Source organism: Robertmurraya korlensis NBRC 107688 (genome assembly GCF_001591645.1).
Taxonomy (GTDB): Bacteria; Bacillota; Bacilli; order Bacillales; family Cytobacillaceae; genus Robertmurraya_A.
The window spans coordinates 1-19,192 of record NZ_BCVH01000033.1 but is presented as its reverse complement, the minus strand read 5'-3'; the positions used below and the strand labels follow the sequence as shown (position 1 = coordinate 19,192).

The 19,192-nt window shown below is 37.0% G+C and carries 20 protein-coding genes; 6 read left to right on the top strand and 14 right to left on the bottom strand.

What is annotated here, in order from left to right:
- Window positions 1-70: 70 nt before the first annotated feature.
- The 3 genes from BKO01S_RS22505 to BKO01S_RS22495 all read right to left on the bottom strand — a co-directional run bounded on the left by BKO01S_RS22505 (window position 71) and on the right by BKO01S_RS22495 (window position 3,285).
- Window positions 71-1,048, bottom strand: a complete 978-nt coding sequence (locus BKO01S_RS22505; protein ID WP_066059899.1) for an alpha-ketoacid dehydrogenase subunit beta — start codon at window positions 1,046-1,048, stop codon at window positions 71-73.
- Between the two features lie 3 nt (window positions 1,049-1,051).
- Window positions 1,052-2,167, bottom strand: a complete 1,116-nt coding sequence (gene pdhA / locus BKO01S_RS22500) for a pyruvate dehydrogenase (acetyl-transferring) E1 component subunit alpha (RefSeq protein WP_066059897.1) — start codon at window positions 2,165-2,167, stop codon at window positions 1,052-1,054.
- Between the two features lie 446 nt (window positions 2,168-2,613).
- Complete coding sequence (locus tag BKO01S_RS22495; RefSeq protein ID WP_198158872.1) at window positions 2,614-3,285, bottom strand: YkyA family protein; 672 nt, start codon at window positions 3,283-3,285, stop codon at window positions 2,614-2,616.
- A 250-nt stretch (window positions 3,286-3,535) separates the two neighbouring features.
- Here BKO01S_RS22495 and def point away from each other — a divergent pair, with 250 nt between their 5' ends.
- From def to rnjA, 3 genes are all read left to right on the top strand, one after another.
- Window positions 3,536-4,090, top strand: a complete 555-nt coding sequence (gene def / locus BKO01S_RS22490) for a peptide deformylase (RefSeq protein WP_066059890.1) — start codon at window positions 3,536-3,538, stop codon at window positions 4,088-4,090.
- Window positions 4,091-4,597: 507 nt separating this feature from the next.
- Entirely contained in the window at window positions 4,598-4,810 is a 213-nt protein-coding gene (locus BKO01S_RS22485) for a DNA-dependent RNA polymerase subunit epsilon (RefSeq protein ID WP_066059886.1), read from the top strand.
- A gap of 3 nt (window positions 4,811-4,813) precedes the next feature.
- A complete protein-coding gene (rnjA, locus tag BKO01S_RS22480) occupies window positions 4,814-6,481 on the top strand; it encodes a ribonuclease J1 (protein WP_066059884.1) in 1,668 nt (555 codons plus the stop codon).
- 40 nt (window positions 6,482-6,521) lie between these two features.
- Here the strand turns inward: rnjA and BKO01S_RS22475 are convergent, their stop codons facing one another.
- The 10 genes from BKO01S_RS22475 to BKO01S_RS22430 form a co-directional block, all read right to left on the bottom strand.
- Entirely contained in the window at window positions 6,522-7,181 is a 660-nt protein-coding gene (locus BKO01S_RS22475) for a potassium channel family protein (protein WP_066059882.1), read from the bottom strand.
- Window positions 7,182-7,274: 93 nt separating this feature from the next.
- On the bottom strand, window positions 7,275-9,101 hold the full coding sequence (locus tag BKO01S_RS22470) for an ABC transporter ATP-binding protein (protein WP_066059880.1): 1,827 nt from the start codon (window positions 9,099-9,101) through the stop codon (window positions 7,275-7,277).
- Window positions 9,102-9,111: 10 nt separating this feature from the next.
- Window positions 9,112-10,866 carry an ABC transporter ATP-binding protein gene (locus tag BKO01S_RS22465; protein ID WP_066059878.1) on the bottom strand — a complete coding sequence of 585 codons (1,755 nt, stop codon included), beginning with the start codon at window positions 10,864-10,866 and terminating at the stop codon, window positions 9,112-9,114.
- Window positions 10,867-11,009: 143 nt separating this feature from the next.
- Window positions 11,010-11,465, bottom strand: a complete 456-nt coding sequence (locus BKO01S_RS22460) for a TlpA family protein disulfide reductase (protein ID WP_066059877.1) — start codon at window positions 11,463-11,465, stop codon at window positions 11,010-11,012.
- 90 nt (window positions 11,466-11,555) lie between these two features.
- Complete coding sequence (locus tag BKO01S_RS22455) at window positions 11,556-12,098, bottom strand: peroxiredoxin (protein WP_066059876.1); 543 nt, start codon at window positions 12,096-12,098, stop codon at window positions 11,556-11,558.
- Between the two features lie 86 nt (window positions 12,099-12,184).
- Window positions 12,185-13,306: an N-acetyldiaminopimelate deacetylase gene (locus BKO01S_RS22450; RefSeq protein ID WP_066059874.1), complete on the bottom strand. Its 1,122-nt coding sequence runs from the start codon at window positions 13,304-13,306 to the stop codon at window positions 12,185-12,187.
- Between the two features lie 60 nt (window positions 13,307-13,366).
- Window positions 13,367-14,077 carry a 2,3,4,5-tetrahydropyridine-2,6-dicarboxylate N-acetyltransferase gene (dapD, locus tag BKO01S_RS22445; protein ID WP_066059872.1) on the bottom strand — a complete coding sequence of 237 codons (711 nt, stop codon included), beginning with the start codon at window positions 14,075-14,077 and terminating at the stop codon, window positions 13,367-13,369.
- A 74-nt stretch (window positions 14,078-14,151) separates the two neighbouring features.
- Window positions 14,152-15,030 carry a transcriptional regulator CcpC gene (gene ccpC, locus BKO01S_RS22440; protein WP_066059869.1) on the bottom strand — a complete coding sequence of 293 codons (879 nt, stop codon included), beginning with the start codon at window positions 15,028-15,030 and terminating at the stop codon, window positions 14,152-14,154.
- 69 nt (window positions 15,031-15,099) lie between these two features.
- A complete protein-coding gene (cbpB, locus tag BKO01S_RS22435) occupies window positions 15,100-15,543 on the bottom strand; it encodes a cyclic-di-AMP-binding protein CbpB (RefSeq protein WP_066059867.1) in 444 nt (147 codons plus the stop codon).
- A 125-nt stretch (window positions 15,544-15,668) separates the two neighbouring features.
- Window positions 15,669-15,905, bottom strand: a complete 237-nt coding sequence (locus tag BKO01S_RS22430) for a YkuJ family protein (RefSeq protein WP_066059865.1) — start codon at window positions 15,903-15,905, stop codon at window positions 15,669-15,671.
- A gap of 177 nt (window positions 15,906-16,082) precedes the next feature.
- Here BKO01S_RS22430 and BKO01S_RS22425 point away from each other — a divergent pair, with 177 nt between their 5' ends.
- Window positions 16,083-17,042, top strand: coding sequence for an MBL fold metallo-hydrolase (locus BKO01S_RS22425; protein ID WP_066059862.1), 960 nt, complete (start codon window positions 16,083-16,085; stop codon window positions 17,040-17,042).
- An 11-nt stretch (window positions 17,043-17,053) separates the two neighbouring features.
- Entirely contained in the window at window positions 17,054-17,299 is a 246-nt protein-coding gene (locus BKO01S_RS22420) for a glutaredoxin family protein (protein ID WP_066059860.1), read from the top strand.
- A 12-nt stretch (window positions 17,300-17,311) separates the two neighbouring features.
- Here BKO01S_RS22420 and BKO01S_RS22415 read toward each other — a convergent pair whose 3' ends face one another.
- Entirely contained in the window at window positions 17,312-17,959 is a 648-nt protein-coding gene (locus BKO01S_RS22415; RefSeq protein ID WP_198158871.1) for a DUF3993 domain-containing protein, read from the bottom strand.
- Between the two features lie 206 nt (window positions 17,960-18,165).
- Between BKO01S_RS22415 and BKO01S_RS22410 the strand changes: the two genes are divergently transcribed.
- Window positions 18,166-18,546: a nuclease-related domain-containing protein gene (locus BKO01S_RS22410; RefSeq protein ID WP_066059857.1), complete on the top strand. Its 381-nt coding sequence runs from the start codon at window positions 18,166-18,168 to the stop codon at window positions 18,544-18,546.
- The last annotated feature ends 646 nt before the right edge of the window (window positions 18,547-19,192 follow it).

The window sequence follows — 19,192 nt, the reverse complement described above, 5'->3', positions numbered from 1 at the left end:
GATACGAGCTTAATCAGAACTTTTCATATAAGGAAAGGGAAAATGGTGACCCATTCCCCTCTTTTATTAATTAGAAGCTTAAAACCTTTTTCGCTGTTTCGATAACATCCTTGTAGTTAGGTAACCATACTGTTTCTGCTTGAGAGAATGGATACACAGTATCAGGACCTGCTACACGTAGAACAGGAGCTTCTAAGCTAAGAATGGCACGGTCGTTAATTTCTGCAACAACTTGAGCAGCAATCCCTGCTTGCTTTTGCGCTTCTTGAACAACAATTGCACGTCCCGTTTTCTCTACAGATGCTACGATAGCGTCAATATCTAATGGTGCAAGTGTACGTAAGTCCACTACTTCTACTGAGAAACCTTCTTTTTCTAGTTCTTCAGCAGCTTTTAATGATTCATGTACCATTGCTCCGTAAGTAATAATAGATAAATCTTTCCCCTCACGCTTCACATCAGCTTTTCCTAGTGGAATTGTGTATTCCTCTTCAGGAACCTCTTGACGGAATGAACGGTATAGCTTCATATGCTCAAGGAAGATTACCGGGTCATTATCACGAATTGCTGATAATAATAAACCTTTAGCATCATAAGGAGTTGATGGAATTACAACTTTTAAGCCTGGTTGTTGTGTCATTAATCCCTCTAAGCTATCAGCGTGTAGTTCAGGTGTATGAACACCACCACCGAATGGAGAACGGATTGTAACAGGAGAATTGTAACGTCCACCTGAACGGTAACGCATACGAGCCATTTGACCAGAAATCGAGTCAATTACTTCATATACAAAACCGAAGAACTGAATTTCCATAATCGGACGGAAACCTTGTAAACCAAGACCGATTGCTAAACCACCGATACCAGATTCAGCAAGTGGTGTATCAAATACGCGCTCTTCTCCGAATTCCTTCTGAAGACCCTCAGTTGCACGGAATACTCCTCCGTTATTTCCTACGTCTTCACCGAATAGTAACACGTTCGGATCATTGCGCAATTCAATACGTAACGCATCCGTGATTGCTTGAATCAATGTCATTTGCGCCATGGCTTACTTCGACTCCTTTTCTTTATAAATAGCATATTGCTCTTCAAGATTTTGAGGCATTTGTTCGTACATATTTTCCATTAGGTCAGTAACCTTTTGCTTAGGTGCCTCATCAGCTTTCTTAATTGCTTCTTTAATATCTTCTTTTGCTTTTTCAATTACTTCGTTTTCTTTCTCTTCATTCCAGATTCCTTTTTTCTCAAGGAATTTACGGAAACGTACTAATGGGTCTTTTTTCTCCCACTCGTTATCTAAATCAGAAGTACGATATCTTGTTGGGTCGTCCCCTGCCATTGTGTGTGGACCATAACGGTAAGTTAACGTTTCAATAAGCGTTGGACCTTCTCCGTTAATTGCTCTTTCACGAGCTTGCTTTACTGCTGAATAGACAGCAAGTGGATCCATTCCATCAACTTGAATTCCAGGAATTCCAGCTGCTACAGCCTTTTGTGCAATTGTCTTTGCTGCAGATTGCTTTTCAACAGGTGTAGAGATAGCAAAGCGGTTGTTTTGTACAACGAAGATTGCTGGTGCCTTAAATGCACCTGCAAAGTTAATTCCTTCATAGAAATCACCTTGAGAAGCTCCACCGTCACCTGTGTAAGTGATCGCAACAGATTTAGCTCCACGCTTTTTCATTCCTAAAGCTACTCCAGCAGCTTGAATGATTTGCGCTCCAATAATGATTTGTGGTGAAATTACGTTTACGCCTTCTGGAATTTGATTTCCATGGAAGTGCCCACGAGAGAATAAAAATGCTTGATATAATGGAAGTCCGTGCCAAATCATTTGAGGAACATCACGATAACCTGGAAGGATGAAATCTTCCTTTTCTAATGCATATTGAGATGCAAGTTGTGATGCTTCTTGACCTGCAGTTGGAGCATAAAACCCTAAACGACCTTGTCTATTTAAAGAAATAGAACGTTGGTCTAGAATTCTCGTGTAAACCATGCGGCTCATTAATTCTTGTAGCTGCTCATCAGTTAGATCTGGCATTGCAGCTTCATTAACTACTTCTCCTTCTTCGTTTAACACTTGAATAGTTTGAAACTGCTCAGAGATTTGCTCGAGTTGCTTCATTGCATCGAACCCTTGATTCTTCGTTTTAGAAGCCATCGGAGTCACCAATCCTTTCTTTGGTAGAAAAATAATTATAAAAGCTTAAAATACGCACAAAAATTAGGATACCCAAAATCAAATCTTATTAGAAATAATCATCATTCTTCTTAGATTTGACCTATTCTAAACAGAGAGAAGCTATTATTTATTAAGTAGTTTCCCACAAATCTCGTTTTAAAAAACGGAAAATGTAGATTCAATGCTTATGATATTCTGTATCACTAACTTATGCAACAAAATTGATACAATAAATTGATTCGTTTCTTAGTTTACATCATCAAAAATACTGCCGTCAAATATTAAATCTGTAAGTTTTTAAATATATTCATAGTATTTATTATTTTAATCGAAATTACATTCTGTACCATTCGTAAACACCAACTGTACTATATAACATCTCACTATTAAACGGTCTGTTATAAGTCAAACAAAAAAAGCCGACCTTATTTGGTCGACTCTTCTTCAATTTCAAGACCTGAAAGTTCATAAAAAGCATGTTTTGTATCATTATATTCCTTTGTCAGTTCATTAAACTTTTCATTTGCTGCTATAACCTCTTGATAGATTTGATTTATTTTTACAATTTGCTGCTCAAGTTTCTCTAAAGACCTTTCCTCTGCTTTTAACATATTATACAGATTTTTATCTAGCTCAAGTCCTTGTATATATGCTTTATATAGGGCATCATGAGTTCGATATCTTTCAGTCATCACTGCATATAATTGGTCAGCTTTATCTTTCACTTGTTTCTCATCAATTTTCTCAATCAAAGGTTTCACTTTCTTAAATTCTTCTTCAGATTCTTCTAGACTTTTTTGTTCATTATCCATGTGAGTTTTTCTCTCATCGACTATTTCAACGGCCTTATTAGACTTTTCTACAATTTCATCAATATTTTTTGTTCCAAGTTCCATTATTTCTTCATATAACCGTTGCTCGTCTTTTTCCAGCTGAACTAAAGGTTGTTGCTGTTCCTCAAATAAAGCCTCTTTTTTTACAACATTTTCTAATACTTCATGGATTTTTTCGGGTGTTGATTGAAATGGATTACAGCCTGATAATATCAGAATGAATGAAAAACAAATGATACATAATAATGGTTGATTTTTACGCACAATTAGCCCTCCTATAACAATTTAACTATATCTAGTAGTGGGATGAATGACAATACAATACAATACAAAAGGTTTTATTTTAATATTGGCTAGGCTTGTCCGTTTTGTTACATCATATTTCTAATCCAACATAAATATGTATTAAATAGACGAAAATCCTTAATGATGATTAACTTTTCCTGTGAACTTTGATAGACTATAAACATTAACATGGACGAGTAAATGTCTTGTAACATAGGAGTGTGTATTTATGATAACAATGGATGATATCATACGGGATGGACATCCAACCTTACGTAAAGTAGCTGAGGAAGTTTCTATGCCTCCCTCTAAAGAAGATATTGAAACTTTAACTAGTATGCATGAATATTTAGTAAATAGCCAAGATCCAGAGACTGCTATGAAATTTCAGCTACGTGCTGGCATTGGAATTGCAGCACCTCAAATCAACGTATCAAAAAGAATGATCGCTATACATGCAAAAGATGAAAAAGACCAAATTCATAGCTATTCACTGTTTAATCCGAAAATCATTAGTCATTCCGTAGAAAAAGCCTATCTCACTTCTGGTGAGGGATGTTTATCTGTAGATGAAGCATTCCCAGGCTATGTACCTAGATATTCAAAAATTACGGTTAAGGCATTTGATTTACAAGGGAAGGAAGTTAAGCTTCGGTTCAAAGGAATTATGGCCATTGTATTTCAACATGAAATAGACCACCTTAATGGCGTTATGTTTTATGATCATATTAATAAAAAAGACCCATATTATATTCCCGACCATTCCATTGCCGTAGAGAGATAAATTTGCTGCTGGTACGTTTACCAGCAGTTTTTTTTATGAATTCACGAAAATACCAACTTTATCCACGAGAAAAATTATAAAATCATCATATAATAGAAATAGAAGAAATGCTTCCGGGACAAATTTTCTTTACTTTGGACAAGGATCGTTTAAATTTATTGTAAGGAGATGATCCACCATGTTAAAGAAGCTTAGAAAAAAGCTTGTTAGGCAGTGGAACGAATTGCTACGTAAAAAAACAATAGCATAGTTAGTACCTTTCTGGCTTGGGTTTACCCAAGCCAGCTCTTATACAACTATATATTTTTCAAAAGAAAGCCCTTCTAAACTTGCGAAGGGCTCCTTCTTTATTGTAAAGTTAATCATTGTCACTACATATTCTTTTGCAATAATGTAATATAATGGTTAATTATACTTAATCCTACTATTTAATAAGAAAAAACATGAAATACATGTTATTTTTAGATATAATAGAAAAAGTTACTATCGGAACAAGGAGAGATTTAGATGATCTTTAAAGTTTATTTTCAAGAAGACAAAACACAGGTACCTGTTAGAGAAAAAACAAAAACCATCTTTGTAAAAGCTGGTTCAGAGAGAGAAGTCCGTAAAAAATTGGCAGACCAACCATACAATATCGAGTTTGTTACGCTAGTTTCGGGTGAATTCCTAGAGTATGAGCAACAAAATGAAGATTTTAAAGTATTGGAGATTGATTAATTTATGAAATTTGTTAAGAATGATCAAACGGCCGTGTTCGCCCTTGGCGGCCTTGGGGAAATCGGAAAGAATACGTATGCAGTTCAATTCCAAGATGAAATTATTTTAATTGATGCCGGTATTAAGTTTCCTGAGGACGAGCTACTTGGAATTGACTACGTGATTCCTGATTACACCTACCTAGTGAAAAATGTGGACAAAATTAAAGGTCTATTTGTTACACACGGACATGAGGATCATATTGGTGGAATCCCCTATTTATTGAGGGAAATAAATATCCCTATTTACGGCGGGAAACTGGCCCTTGGCTTAATTAAGAATAAGCTTGAGGAACACGGGTTACTTCGTACGGCAAAATTAATTGAGATTAAAGAAGATGACATTATTAAATTTAGAAAGACATCCGTCACTTTCTTTCGAACGACACATAGTATCCCTGATTCATATGGAATTGTTGTTAAAACACCTCCAGGACAAATTGTCCATACAGGAGATTTTAAATTTGACTTCACTCCAGTTGGGGAACCTGCTAATTTAACTAAAATGGCAGAAATCGGTAAAGACGGCGTCCTTTGTTTATTATCTGATAGTACGAATAGTGAAGTCCCTGATTTCACCATGTCAGAGCGACGGGTTGGGGAAAGCATACAGGATATTTTCCGAAAGGTAGAAGGACGTGTAATATTTGCTACCTTTGCATCTAATATCCATCGCCTTCAACAAGTGACAGAAGCTGCAGTTGCACACGGTAGAAAAATTGCTGTATTCGGAAGAAGTATGGAAGCAGCAATTCGCATAGGACAAGAATTAGGCTATATTCGCGCACCGAAAGAGACATTCATTGAGCCACAACAAATTAATCGAATTCCAGCTAATCAACTGACGATTCTATGTACTGGAAGTCAAGGTGAGCCCATGGCAGCTCTTTCACGAATAGCAAACGGAACACATCGCCAAATACAAATCATTCCTGGAGACACAGTTGTTTTCTCTTCTTCACCAATACCAGGAAACACGGTTAGTGTAAGCCGTACCATTAACATGCTTTTCCGTGCGGGAGCCGATGTAATTCATGGATCATTAAATGACATCCACACTTCCGGTCATGGAGGACAACAGGAACAAAAGCTTATGCTACGACTTATTAAGCCTAAGTTCTTTATGCCAATACACGGGGAATATCGCATGCAAAAAATGCATGCAAAACTAGCAGTGGATTGTGGAGTAGAAGAAGAAAACTGCTTTATTATGGATAATGGTGAGGTTCTCGCTTTAAGTGAAGATACCGCACAGGTAGCTGGAAAAATACCATCTGGTAATGTTTATATTGACGGAAGCGGAATTGGTGACATTGGTAATATCGTTTTAAGAGACCGTCGAATCCTGTCTGAAGAAGGACTTGTAGTCGTAGTGGTTAGTATAAACATGAAGGACTTTAAAATCGCTGCTGGACCAGATATTATCTCACGCGGATTCGTGTATATGAGGGAGTCTGGTGACCTAATTAACGATGCACAGTCCCTAATATCTAAGCACTTAAATAAAGTGATGGAAAGAAAGACCACACAATGGTCAGAAATCAAAAATGAAATCACTGATACACTTTCACCTTTCTTATATGAAAAAACTAAGCGTCGTCCAATGATCCTACCGATCATTATGGAGGTATAAAAATACAATAAAGCCACTCAAATGAGTGGCTTTATTGTATTTATTGGATAACCTTCTTTTCGAAACGATTGATGTCTACATCGGCACCAATGACAATTAATATGTCTTTATCTGCAATCGGTTCATTGGCTTGTGGTGAAACAATGATATTGTTTCCTCTCTTAATAGCAACAATGTTAATACCATATTTCGCACGAATATCTAAATCGATAATGGAATTCCCTACTAGACGTTCGCTTGCAACAATCTCGACAATACTATGCTCATCAGAAAGCTCAAGATAATCTAACACACTGTTCGAGATAATATTATGAGCAATTCTCTTCCCCATGTCTCTCTCAGGATGAACCACATGGTCCGCACCTATTTTTCTAAGTACCTTTTCGTGGTAATCATTTTGTGCTTTTACCGTAATATTGTTTACACCAAGTTCTTTTAAAATAAGCGTAGTTAAAATACTCGCTTGAATATCATCCCCAATGGCGACGATCACGTGGTCAAAATTTCGAATACCCAGACTCTTTAGAACAGATTCATCAGTCGAATCTCCTACTACGGCATGTGAAGCAATCATTGAAAACTCATTCACTCGGTCTTCGCTATTATCAATCGCCATAACCTCCATACCATCTTCCGCAAGAGCACGACAAATACTTCCACCAAAGCGTCCAAGTCCAATGACAGCAAATTCTTTTTTCATCAAAAGGTTCCTCCGTATACTGTTGAAGTATTCTACCATTTTAGCATAAAGTATGGAAAGGAAAAAGCCCCCACAATTCGCGGGGGGTTCTTCTTAACTGGCTTCATTCATTGTAAATTGTGCTCTTACTAAAGAATAGTATTCCCCTTTATAGTCCATTAATTGTTCATGATTTCCCTGCTCGATAATTTCACCATGATCAAGAACAAAGATTTGATCCGCTTCACGTATCGTAGATAATCGATGTGCAATAATAACAGCCGTACGATTTTTTAAAAGGGTCTTTAAAGCATTTTGAATCTTTTGTTCAGACTCTGTATCAATACTTGCTGTTGCTTCATCTAAAATTAGAATCCTTGGGTCTGCAAGCAAGGCTCTAGCAAAGGATATTAACTGCCTTTCACCTACTGAAAGGACATTTCCTCTTTCTTCTACCTCTGTTTCAAACCCATTAGGAAGCCTTTCAATAAAGGCATCAGCCCCAACTGCTCTTGCAGCTTCTTTCGCCTCTTTCTGAGTGGCATCTGGATTACCAAATAATATATTTTCCATAATTGTGCCGGAAAATATAAACGTATCCTGCAACACTACACCAATTTGTTTTCTTAAGCTTTTTAACGAAACATCCTTTAAGTCAGTCCCATCGATAGTTACTGTCCCGCTTGTAGGGTCATAGAAACGGCTAATTAAGTTTGCAATGGTTGTTTTCCCTGATCCCGTATGACCGACAAGTGCAACTGTTTGACCAGCCTTCATCTCTAAAGTTATACCTTTAAGTGCTTTCCGGTTCGTATCGTAGGCAAACTCAACTTCATTAAACTCGATTCGTCCTTGAATACTTTCTAATTCAACGGCTGCTTCCTTTTGGGATACGATTGGCTTTTCGTCCAAGAACTCAAAAATACGTTCAGAAGAAGCCATACCCATTAACAGTTGATTATATACCTGACCAAGTCTAGAAATTGGTTCCCAAAACATCCCCAAATAAAAAGCAAAGGATACAAACTCTCCAATCGTGATCGAGTCATTTTGGATAAGACTAGCTCCAAACCAAATTAAAACAGCCGATCCGACCGCATTCGTTAATTCTACCATTGGACGGAACATCGCATTCTTTTGAGAGGCCTCCTTCCAGCTTTGAAAATTTTCTGTATTGACACCGTCAAAAAATGCCATGTTCTCTTGTTCCTGTGTAAAGGACTGTGTAACTCTTATGCCCTGAATACTTTCATTCAAGTGAGAATTTAACTTTGACTGCTTCAGTCTTACAAGCTGCCATGATTTTCTAATATTTCTTCTTAGACTTGTAGAAATAAAGAACATGATTGGTAAGATAACCATAATGGCTAATGTTAATTCTGGACTTAATGTAACTAATATAATCATTACACCAATAAGAAGAATAACATCCATTAATAGATTAATAACTCCATTCGTAAATAACTCCTGTAGAGAATTGATATCATTCATTATTCTTACAAGAATGGATCCTGCTGATCTTTGATCAAAGAATCGGTGCGAAAGATTTTGCACATGTGTAAATAGATGTTTTCGCAAGTCATAAATTACGTTTTGCCCAAGTTGGTTCATCCACTTAATCCGGAAGAAGTTCGCTATGTAAGATGCCACATATAATCCTGAGATCACGACCACAAGGGTAGTTAGGAGTTTAGCATCCTTATTAACGATTGCACGGTCTAACGTGTATACACCTATCAATAGCGGGATAATAAGTCGTACTGCTGTATTGATCAGAACCATTATCATTGAATATGGAAGCAGATTTTTACGATAAAGCTTCATATAACTAAACAGTCGCAGCATTTGCTTCCAGTTAAAAGGTTTTTCAATTATCTGGTCTTGTGAATATTCAAATCTTTTTAATGCGTTCTCACTTACCTGCTGTTGTTTCTTACTCATATGATCCCCCCTATCCTATATGTGTTTGCATGATTTGTTTTTGATCTTGATATTGAATATCATATACCCGCTGATAGAGTCCGTTTTGGTTTAAAAGTTTTTCATGTATTCCACGTTCTACAATTTTGCCTCTATCTAGAACCAAAATTTCATCGGCATGCTTTAGTGATGAAATTCTATGTGCAATAATAAATGTTGTTCGACCTTTCATGACTTCTTGAAGTGCTTGTTGAATCTTATATTCCGTTTCCATATCAACGGCACTTGTAGCATCGTCCAAGATAAGAATACTTGGATTTACACAAATCGCTCTCGCAATCGCAATTCGTTGCTTTTGCCCTCCTGACAATCCCATTCCACGCTCTCCAAGCATTGTGTCATAGCCATCCGGTAGTTCCATAATAAAATCGTGGGCCTGAGCTCGTTTCGCCGCCTCAATGATCTCTTCCATGGTTGCCTCAGGCCTTCCATAAGAAATATTCGCCTTAATGGATGACGAAAACAAAAATGATTCCTGCAACACAAAACCTATATTGCTTCTGAGAGATTTACATGCATAGCGGTTAACGTTCTCTCCATCAATTAGTACTTCTCCTTCGGTAACGTCATAAAATCTTGTGATGAGCTGAGTTATAGTGGTCTTACCTGACCCCGTCGCTCCTAATAGCCCAATCTTCCTTCCTGGCTCGGCAACAAAAGAAACATCATATAATGCTTCTGAGTCATCATCAGTATATTTAAAGGTGACGTTCTTAAATTCTACTTTTCCTAGTAATCTATCGACAGTTAATTGCCCATCCTTCTCCTCAATCTCTCCCTCGGCTTCAAGTATTTCTAATAGCCTTTCCCCAGATGCTTTTGATTGGGAAAATAAATTAATTACAAAGCCTAAGTTCATGATCGGCCACATGATGTACCAAACCAAACTGTAAAAGGCCACTAACTCCCCAGGCTTAAGCTCCTCTTGAATGACAAGGTAACCACCGTAAGATAATAACAACACCACACTAATATTACCTAGCAACTCCATTAGCGGAAAATATTTCGCCCATATATTTGAAGTGAAAATATATTTATCCTTATAGTCACCATTTGAATGATTAAACTTTCCGATCTCAAAATCTTCTCTTGATAAGGACTTCACTGTGTTAATACCACTAATATTTTCCTGTACTTTTGTATTTAACTTACCAAAGGATTTTCGGATTCCTCTAAACGCAGGGTGAACAGCTTTATCGAATTTATAAACAACTACCGCTAAAAATGGGAGTGTTATTAAAGTAACAATTGTTAGTGGAACAGAGTAATAGAACATAACTGCAAAAGTGATCCCAATTAGGACAATAAAGCGAATTAATTCCGAGAACCCAAACGAGAGGAAAAAGCGAAACCCTTCTACATCTGCCGTTAATCTCGACATTAGGTCCCCCGTTTTGGCATTATCATAATAACGGAACGGTAAATACTGTAGCTTTTCATAAAGTCGATTTCTCAGCTTATAAACGGAGGTAATACCGAACAAGTCTCCTGTATATTGATGAATATACGTACCAACCCCTTTAACAACCATTACTCCAACAAACCCTAAGCTAACGATTGGAACCCATTCGTACCTTCCCCCAAGGACTACATCGTCAATCGTTATTTGAAGTATAATTGGGTATATTACAGTGATTCCTGTAATAAGTAATAGAAATAACATTGACCATAAGAAATAGCTTTTATAAGGCCAGTAAAACTCTTTCAGCTTCTTAAAAACCTCCATAAAAATCCCCCTTTATTTGTCAGAATTTCTAAAAAATTCTTGAACATAGTAATTAATATATCGGTTTTCGAAATAAATTTCCACCCTTTTACAACAATTTTCATATAAAAAAAGACCAGGGGTATCCCTAGTCTTGAAAAATTCTATTCAGCTTTTTCCATTTCACCTAATACACGATTAACGCGTTTTTCAAGCATTTTCATGCCACTTCCACCTGCTTGAAAATGACGAAGATTGCCCTCTTTATCAAATACATAGTAGGCTGGTACGTATTGATTTTCAAATGCATCTGTTAACTTGTGTTCGCTGTCAACAAAGATTGGTTGAGTAATTCCATGTTCATCAGCTGTCTTCTTGATTGCTTCAAGATTCAAGTCTTCTTCGTTTCTAGGCATATGAACAGCAATTACATTTAACTTATCCTTATAATCATCACGGAATTGATTCACTTGTGGCATTGCTTCTTTACACAAGTAGCAGCTTACTGACCAAAAGTGAATTAATGTTGGCTTTTCTCCAACTAAATCTGCTTTTGACACTTCACCATTTAACCATTCCGTTGCACCAGATAATTCTGGCATTGGTGCTCTAAGTCTCATTTTACAACTCTCCCAATATATATTTTCCTTCCAAAAGAAAAAACTCAAGAAAAGACCTAACATCATGTTAAGGCCTTTTCCACTTGTTAATTAAAGAGTTTTTTGACCTGGCTTCCAGTTTGCTGGGCATAGACCGCCAGTTTGTAGTGCTTGAAGAACACGTAATGTTTCATCAACATCACGACCGATATTGTTGTGGTTTACTACAGAGTACATCATTTCGCCTTCTGGGCTAATGATGAATAGACCACGTAAAGCAATACCTTCTTCTTCGATTAATACTCCATATTCACGAGAAACAACATGGTTAGTATCAGCAGCCAAAGGATACTTTAACTCACCAAGACCGTTTTCTTTACGGTCGGTGTTAATCCAAGCTAAGTGAGTATGAATGGTATCCGTAGACACTCCGATTACTTCTGCATCAAGGTCTTCGAACTCGTCGTAACGATCAGACAATGCGGTAATTTCTGTAGGACATACAAAAGTGAAATCCATTGGATAAAAGAAGAGGACCGTCCACTTGTCGTTTTTCATATTACCTTCAAGACTCACTTTACCGAATTCCTTATTTGCAAGTACAGCATCCATTGAAAAGCGTGGAGCTTGTTTTCCTACCATACGTTCTGCCATAATAAATCCCTCCGCTTGATATTATGTAATCATGTAAAAACCCACTATAGGTTTAACCTATATTTCAGAAAAATAAACTCTCTTATTTAATTTCCCTTATAATTTAAATAAGCAGTGAGGAGCGTTATTGCTTTTTCAATTGCGTCTTCATTCGGGTTTAATTTTGAATGATGTAGTCCATAGTCAGACTCTACCCCTAGCCAAAACATAAAACCTGGGATCTCCTCCAGCATGTATCCAAAATCTTCCCCTGTCATGGCTTCCTTACACTCTACCACCTGAACAGAAGATTGCTCTTGGGCAAAATTCATAAATTCTCTTGTTAAGGAATGATCATTATATACTTGATGATACATGCTACCGTAATCAATGCTAACCTCGCACTCGTATCCAGTAGCTACACCCTGTACGATGGATTCAATCCTTTTCTTCACCCTTTTCATCGAATCAACAGATAGTGTCCGTATCGTTCCTTCCAGCCTTGCCTTCTCAGCAATCACATTTTGAACGGTGCCACCAGTAATTTTCCCAATTGTAATAACCGCGCTATCCAATGGGTCTACATTTCTACTGATAATCGTTTGTAGCTGATTCACTAGGCTGCAAGCTGCAATAACCATGTCATTTGTTTGGTGAGGATAGGCCGCATGTCCACCTTTTCCGACTAAATCAATAAAGAGCTCAGAGGTATTGGCAAATAAAAGCCCTTCTCTCGTTGCAATAGTTCCAACAGGATATTCAGGTGCAATATGTAAAGCAATAATAATATCAGGCTTCCACTTTTTCATTTCTTTAGACTTTAGCATCAGATGAGCCCCACCTGGACCTTCTTCAGCAGGTTGAAAAATAAACAACATATCATCCTGAATAGGTTGGTGAACGATATGGGTTAATACCCCTAAGGCAATACTCATATGGAAGTCATGGCCGCATGCATGCATTTGTTCTGTATGATTAGACTGGAAAGGTAACTTAGTTTCTTCTTTTATCGGTAACCCATCAATATCGGCACGATAGCCAATCAACTTCCTTGGATTTAACCCATTTACCTTTACAAATAAACCCGTTTCCCACTTCTTTACTTCAATTCGCTCTTCAGGTAACGAGTGTATATATGATAGTAAATATTCCTGTGTTTTAAATTCCTGAAAGCCCAGCTCAGGGATTTGATGCAAGTCTCTCCGAATTTGAACAAACGGATTGCTCATTACTGCTCCCCCTTAATTAAGGAGAAAGCGTGGATATGATCCACGCTCTCAAAGAATATTTTATAGTTGACGTAATGCTTGAATCACTTCTGTTTTTGATAGTGTTTTCTCATCTGCTTGCTTAATCACGCGAGCTGGAACTCCAGCAACCACCGCACCAGCTGGAACGTCCTCGATGACAACTGCACCAGCAGCTACACGAGCACCTTTTCCAACGCGAATTCCTTCAAGAACAACAACATTTGCTCCTATTACAACATCATCCTCGATAACAACAGGGCTTGCAGAAGGTGGTTCGATAACCCCTGCTAAGACTGACCCAGCACCGATGTGGCAGTTTTTACCTACAGTAGCTCGTCCACCTAAAACAACGTTCATGTCGATCATAGTGCCTTCACCAACTACCGCACCAATGTTAATTGACGCACCCATCATAATGACAGCATTGTCGCCGATTTCAACTTGGTCACGAATAACAGCACCTGGCTCAATACGAGCCTTTATGTTTTTCATGTCTAAAAGTGGAATTGCAGAGTTTCTTCTATCATTTTCAATGACATAATCCTCAATTTTCCCTTTGTTTGCTTCTAAAACTTCGCTTACTTCGCTCCACTCACCAAATACGACTCCTGTATTTCCAGTGATAAAGGCCTTTGAGCTAGCACCAAAGTCAATTCCTTCAAGATCCCCTTTTATGTATACCTTAACAGGCGTTGCTTTTTTACTATTTTGAATAAACGAAATGATCTCGTTTGCATCCATCATTTTCATATATTTTCCCTCCAAATTGTTCAATCTAGAAATTACTTTAACAAACAACCGCAATCAAGACAAGTAGGAACCCTTTAGCTTTCATTAATAAATTCTTTAATAATTTCCACAAATGCTTGCACCTGCTTTAACTGAAAGGAAGATTCGTATCCCATTAGCCAAGTATCCCGTTTTAAAGGCATTCCAGCTTCGTCAAGTAACGGAATCTTAAATATATCCTTATCCATCTGATTTAATGTAATGGCAGGTAGAATCGCAAATCCAATACCATTTATTGCCATCTGTTTACACGTTTCAATCTGATCTACAACTAATGTTCTTTTTGGTGAAGTTTGAAAATTTCTATACCACCAATCTTGGATTTCTTGAAAATAGTTGGAGTCACTTTTAAACTGAATAAACGGTCGATCTGTTTCCATTACTTGTTCAGGGCTAGTGATTACCTTGTCGACTAAATAAAGACTATCCTCGAACAAATGCATTTTCACACCCTTCCATTCAGGTGTTCCACGAATAATTCCTATATGTGCTTGATCTTCATAAAGCGCCTTAGAAATTTCACTGCTCCAGCCGGTGATTAAAGCAATTTTTGCATGAGGATATCTGTTCATATACTTTTTTAACACCTTTGGAAGCCAGTTTTGACCTACGATAGAAGCTACAGCTATTTTTAATGTTCCATATACCTCTGTATCAAGCCCGTGGATTGCTTCTTTTACTTTTTCTTCTTTCCCTAACACTTCATTTGCAAAGTCAATAACGAGTTCCCCTGCTGGAGTGAGGGTTAATCCTTTTTGTGAACGGATAAATAATTTTGTTCCCCATTCTTTCTCAATCGTTTGTAACCTCTGAGAAAGGGCCGGCTGCGAAACAAATAAGCGTTCTGCAGCTTTTCTCATATTCATTTCAGTAGCTAGGACAGATAATAATTGAAACTCTGATAATGTAGACACAACATCCCTCGGTTAATAAGTTTTACTTATATTATAATTGAAAAAAGCCCCCAAAAGGGAGCATATTGACTATTTATTTAATTTTTTTATATGCTTATTTAAATGGAACAGAACTGTTCTACGAGTTAAAATACCTTCAAAGATTCCCTCTTCACTTTCGATACATATAAACGGGTGATCAATAAGAATCTCAAGAGAGCTTTTGATGCTCGCATCAATTGAAATGCGAGGAACCTCTTTATTCATGACTTCTTCCACTTTTTTTTCCTCGAGTTGCTCAAATTCAATACGCTCTAGACCTAAAATAGACTCCATAATTATCGGAGTACTTATTAATCCATGAAGCTTATAATGTGGATCAAGAACAGGTATAGCCGTATAGCCACTTTTTGTTAACACCAATAATGCATGCTCTAAATTATTTTTAACTTGCACATGTGCCACACGTTCTGATGGTATCATCAAGTCTCTAATATGAATTTCTAAAAATTCCCCACTGTGAAGACTAATCATCGTCGAAAACTCCTCATCTCTTGTTTTCAGCTATATTTATTTTATCACAGTTTGAAAGGGTTTGCTTCTTTTTAGCTTTTTTACATACAAAAGGGACCATTACTGGCCCCTCTATGTATAGGTGGTTACTGTATGAGATCAAAGATTTCAATAGTAATCATATCGATGTTGTCGAATTGGTATCTCTTCGGTTTTTCTTTGTCATTGTATACTTCTAGTTCAAATGTTTCTGTTTTTGGGTGAAAAGTAACCTGACACTTTCTTTCTCCATTAACTTCAAAAAAGCGTTGAGCTGGTTCACCTGAACTAGCTTGCTCTTGAAGATTTTTTAAACGTGTAATGATTCCTTGAAGCTGCGACATACTCTCTCTCCTTTCGAAACAAACCTATTGATACTCCTAGGTTTCTCTTTTGACATGTTTCTATACGAAAAAAGAAATCAGAAAATTCTTGCCATCCTTCTTTACATGCCAATATTAACAGCATAAAATAATGAAGGGTATTTGTACAAGGAAAAGTATGAAAAAGGAGGTTTTTTTTTGAAAAATGTCGTGAAACTCCTCGAAAATTTGTACATAATTGACGGCCATGACTTAGGACTTCCGAACAGAACGGGAAGCTATGTTCTTACAGCCGACGACGAACTAACTATCATCGAAACAAGTGCTAGCCCATCCGTCCCATACATCGTTACCGGGATACAGGAACTAGGGTTCCTACCAAGTCAAGTTAGGAACATTATGGTTACACATATTCATCTTGATCATGCTGGTGGTGCTGGACTTCTACTCGAATCCTGCCCAAATGCGACAGTATTCGTTCACCCTGCTGGCAAAAGACATCTTATTGAACCTAGCAGATTAATTACTGGAGCAAAAGCAGTGTATGGCAATAGGTTTGATGAATTGTTTGATCCTATCATCCCAATACCAGAAAATCGTATACGCTCATTAGATCATGAAGAACAACTTATCATTGGAAAGAACCATTCACTTACCATTTATCATTCTCCAGGACACGCCAATCATCATTTTAGTATCTTTGATGAAGTGAATAAGGCTCTTTTTACGGGAGATACCGCTGGTGTGTATTATCCGGATCTTAATGAAGCAGGCGTTGAGCTTTATTTACCTTCTACATCGCCAAACCAATTCCATCCCGACAAAATGCGTCAGTCTCTTGAGATGTTTAAGAAGTTAGAACCAGAATATATATGTTTTGGACATTACGGACTTAGCAATCAGCCAAATGACGTTTTTATAGAAGTGGAGAATTGGCTCGAACAATTTGTTGAGTTAGGAAAACAAGCCTACGATGCTCGTAATTCCTTTGAGGAGAGAGTGATGTTAGCCTTTTCTTTATTAGAAGGGATGGTACAAAGCCATTTAAAAAAGTTTTCTATACCTGCTGAGAATAAAGTACATGAGGTCCTAAGCCTAGACATGAAGATTTGTGCTATGGGATTAATTGATTTCATTGACAAGCAAAATAAAAATTGAGTGAGGTTACGATGAATAACGTTATTTTATACACCCAGCCTGGTTGTCCTCCATGCGAATTTACTAAAAACTACCTTAATGAACAGAAGATTCCTTATCAACTTAAGGATATTAAAAAGGACCCATCTGCTCGGGATGAATTAGTCAAGCTAGGCTCTTTTTCTACACCAACCATTGTTATTAATGGTGAGGTTATTATTGGTTTTGAGCAAGAGCGAATCTTGGAAGCGCTAGGTTTCTCTAACGAAAACAAGTAGAGCGTAATCGCTCTACTTGTTTTCAAAAGCTAATTGATTGTAGAAAAAGCTTGAGGTAATTTTCATATGATTCAAAGAGCTTACTAGAAGCGCTTGAAATGGATGGTTCCATAATGGATAGGCGGTTTTTAGGCTGAGCTTTTTCTCCTCTGTTTTTTCAAGAGCAATATCTGATGGATTAAAGTCGTAGGAATAATCACTAACTTTCCAATCCCCTTTATTGTCTTTTTTCAATACAATCCCTTCATAATGATCTTTGTACGAAACCGGTCCCTCATTTTCCCCTTCAAAAAATTCATACACATAAATACTGTTCTTATTTATTACTACTTCTGTTTGGTCAGAAAACTGAAAAAACGGAATATAGTAAGGGGCAAAGTCCGTTCCATATGTAAATTGTAATCCATCCTCTTCCACAATATTTTCGTTTTTAAAGAGTTGGATATAGGAATCGGTAAAGTAGGGCTTTAAAATCGAAAGCACTTCTTCTTCTGTTCTTCCCTCTTCACTTAATGACAGCTGCGCTTGAAATGCTTCATGTAAAAAGATAAGAACCTCTTCTCGTGTTTCAATCGTTGTTTCTGAGGCAGCTTGTCCAATTAAAGGAAAAAAGAATAGAATGGAAAATACCAAAAATAACAGATGTTTAATTCGACCCATAAGCTCACTTTCCCTTCCTCGTAATAATTTCCATTTTAACAACAATCCCATTCTTTGATTCACGCATTCGTTCGTAAAATAACGCGCTTATCTGACATTTATATTGATGAACTTACCCTTTGTGACAGCGGGAGTAACTTTTTTAGAGGAAAAAGGCGAAAAAATAAGGAGAAATACCTATATATCTTAGAGTGGAATTGAAAAGAATGAAGAAAAAACGAGTAATCCCTAAAGAATTAATTTTATTAAAGTTTTTGAAAGAAAGAATGATTTTATCGGAGGAAAATGCAGCTAGGTTCTTTAAGTTAGAGAAGGGTTATAAAGGTGAGAAAATACTGGATAGTTTTCTAGATAAACTAGACAAGTCTTGGATTATACTCAATGATATTCGGATGGAGGTTAACCAATCTATCATACAATTAGATAGTATACTGATTAGTAATGATAGCATTTACATTTTTGAAGGTAAAAATTATGAAGGTGATTATTTTTGGCAATCTGATAGATGGTATACGCTTGCTAAAACGGAAATAAAAAATCCATCCAACAGCTACAAAGAAGTACTTCTTTATTCAAAATGTTTATGAATGAACATAAAATTTTCATTCCTGTAGAATCCTATCTTATCTTTGTAAACCCACATTTCACCCTATATCAGGCCCCCATAGGTCTTCCTATCATTTTCCCCACACAACTTGAACCTTTTATCAAAAAATTAAATGATAAGTCAGTCTTTAAGGTAAATCCACTGTTAACAAAATTTGCTGACAAGCTTATAGCCAACCACTTACCAGACACTCACTTAACTCAAAAATTACATTATGATTATGATGAACTTAGAAAAGGGGTTTATTGTCATTTATGCGATTCCATTAAGAAAGGTTATACCTCCTCAAGGGTAAGTCTGAAATGTACATCTTGTGGTGGTGAACAGAAAGTAACAGCGGCCATTCAACGTAGTATAGAGGAATATCAGTTACTCTTCCCAAAAAAGAAACTGACAACTAATGGGGTGTATAATTGGTGCGGAGAGATTATTTCCAAAAAGGTCATTCGGAAGTATCTTATCCAAAATCTCAAAATAAAAAAACATGGTAGATCGACATATTTCGAATAGCTTAATTCGTTACCGTACGCTTTCACTGGGTGCTTTCGGGCACGTTTACCTTCTATTCGTTCCCGTCCCCTTCCTCACGGTTGCTTTCGGGCACGTTTACCTTCTATTCGTTACTG

What these genes read in the sequence shown, in the direction of transcription:
- BKO01S_RS22470 (WP_066059880.1), bottom strand. Translation starts at nt 9,101, where the DNA reads ATGAGTAAGAAACAACAGCAGGTAAGTGAGAACGCATTAAAAAGATTT.
- BKO01S_RS22420 (WP_066059860.1), top strand. Translation starts at nt 17,054, where the DNA reads ATGAATAACGTTATTTTATACACCCAGCCTGGTTGTCCTCCATGCGAA.
- cbpB (WP_066059867.1), bottom strand. Translation starts at nt 15,543, where the DNA reads ATGATTAGTCTTCACAGTGGGGAATTTTTAGAAATTCATATTAGAGAC.
- dapD (WP_066059872.1), bottom strand. Translation starts at nt 14,077, where the DNA reads ATGAAAATGATGGATGCAAACGAGATCATTTCGTTTATTCAAAATAGT.
- BKO01S_RS22465 (WP_066059878.1), bottom strand. Translation starts at nt 10,866, where the DNA reads ATGGAGGTTTTTAAGAAGCTGAAAGAGTTTTACTGGCCTTATAAAAGC.
- BKO01S_RS22460 (WP_066059877.1), bottom strand. Translation starts at nt 11,465, where the DNA reads ATGAGACTTAGAGCACCAATGCCAGAATTATCTGGTGCAACGGAATGG.
- pdhA (WP_066059897.1), bottom strand. Translation starts at nt 2,167, where the DNA reads ATGGCTTCTAAAACGAAGAATCAAGGGTTCGATGCAATGAAGCAACTC.
- def (WP_066059890.1), top strand. Translation starts at nt 3,536, where the DNA reads ATGATAACAATGGATGATATCATACGGGATGGACATCCAACCTTACGT.
- BKO01S_RS22415 (WP_198158871.1), bottom strand. Translation starts at nt 17,959, where the DNA reads ATGGGTCGAATTAAACATCTGTTATTTTTGGTATTTTCCATTCTATTC.
- BKO01S_RS22485 (WP_066059886.1), top strand. Translation starts at nt 4,598, where the DNA reads ATGATCTTTAAAGTTTATTTTCAAGAAGACAAAACACAGGTACCTGTT.
- BKO01S_RS22430 (WP_066059865.1), bottom strand. Translation starts at nt 15,905, where the DNA reads ATGTCGCAGCTTCAAGGAATCATTACACGTTTAAAAAATCTTCAAGAG.
- BKO01S_RS22475 (WP_066059882.1), bottom strand. Translation starts at nt 7,181, where the DNA reads ATGAAAAAAGAATTTGCTGTCATTGGACTTGGACGCTTTGGTGGAAGT.
- rnjA (WP_066059884.1), top strand. Translation starts at nt 4,814, where the DNA reads ATGAAATTTGTTAAGAATGATCAAACGGCCGTGTTCGCCCTTGGCGGC.
- BKO01S_RS22505 (WP_066059899.1), bottom strand. Translation starts at nt 1,048, where the DNA reads ATGGCGCAAATGACATTGATTCAAGCAATCACGGATGCGTTACGTATT.
- BKO01S_RS22410 (WP_066059857.1), top strand. Translation starts at nt 18,166, where the DNA reads ATGAAGAAAAAACGAGTAATCCCTAAAGAATTAATTTTATTAAAGTTT.
- BKO01S_RS22455 (WP_066059876.1), bottom strand. Translation starts at nt 12,098, where the DNA reads ATGGCAGAACGTATGGTAGGAAAACAAGCTCCACGCTTTTCAATGGAT.
- BKO01S_RS22450 (WP_066059874.1), bottom strand. Translation starts at nt 13,306, where the DNA reads ATGAGCAATCCGTTTGTTCAAATTCGGAGAGACTTGCATCAAATCCCT.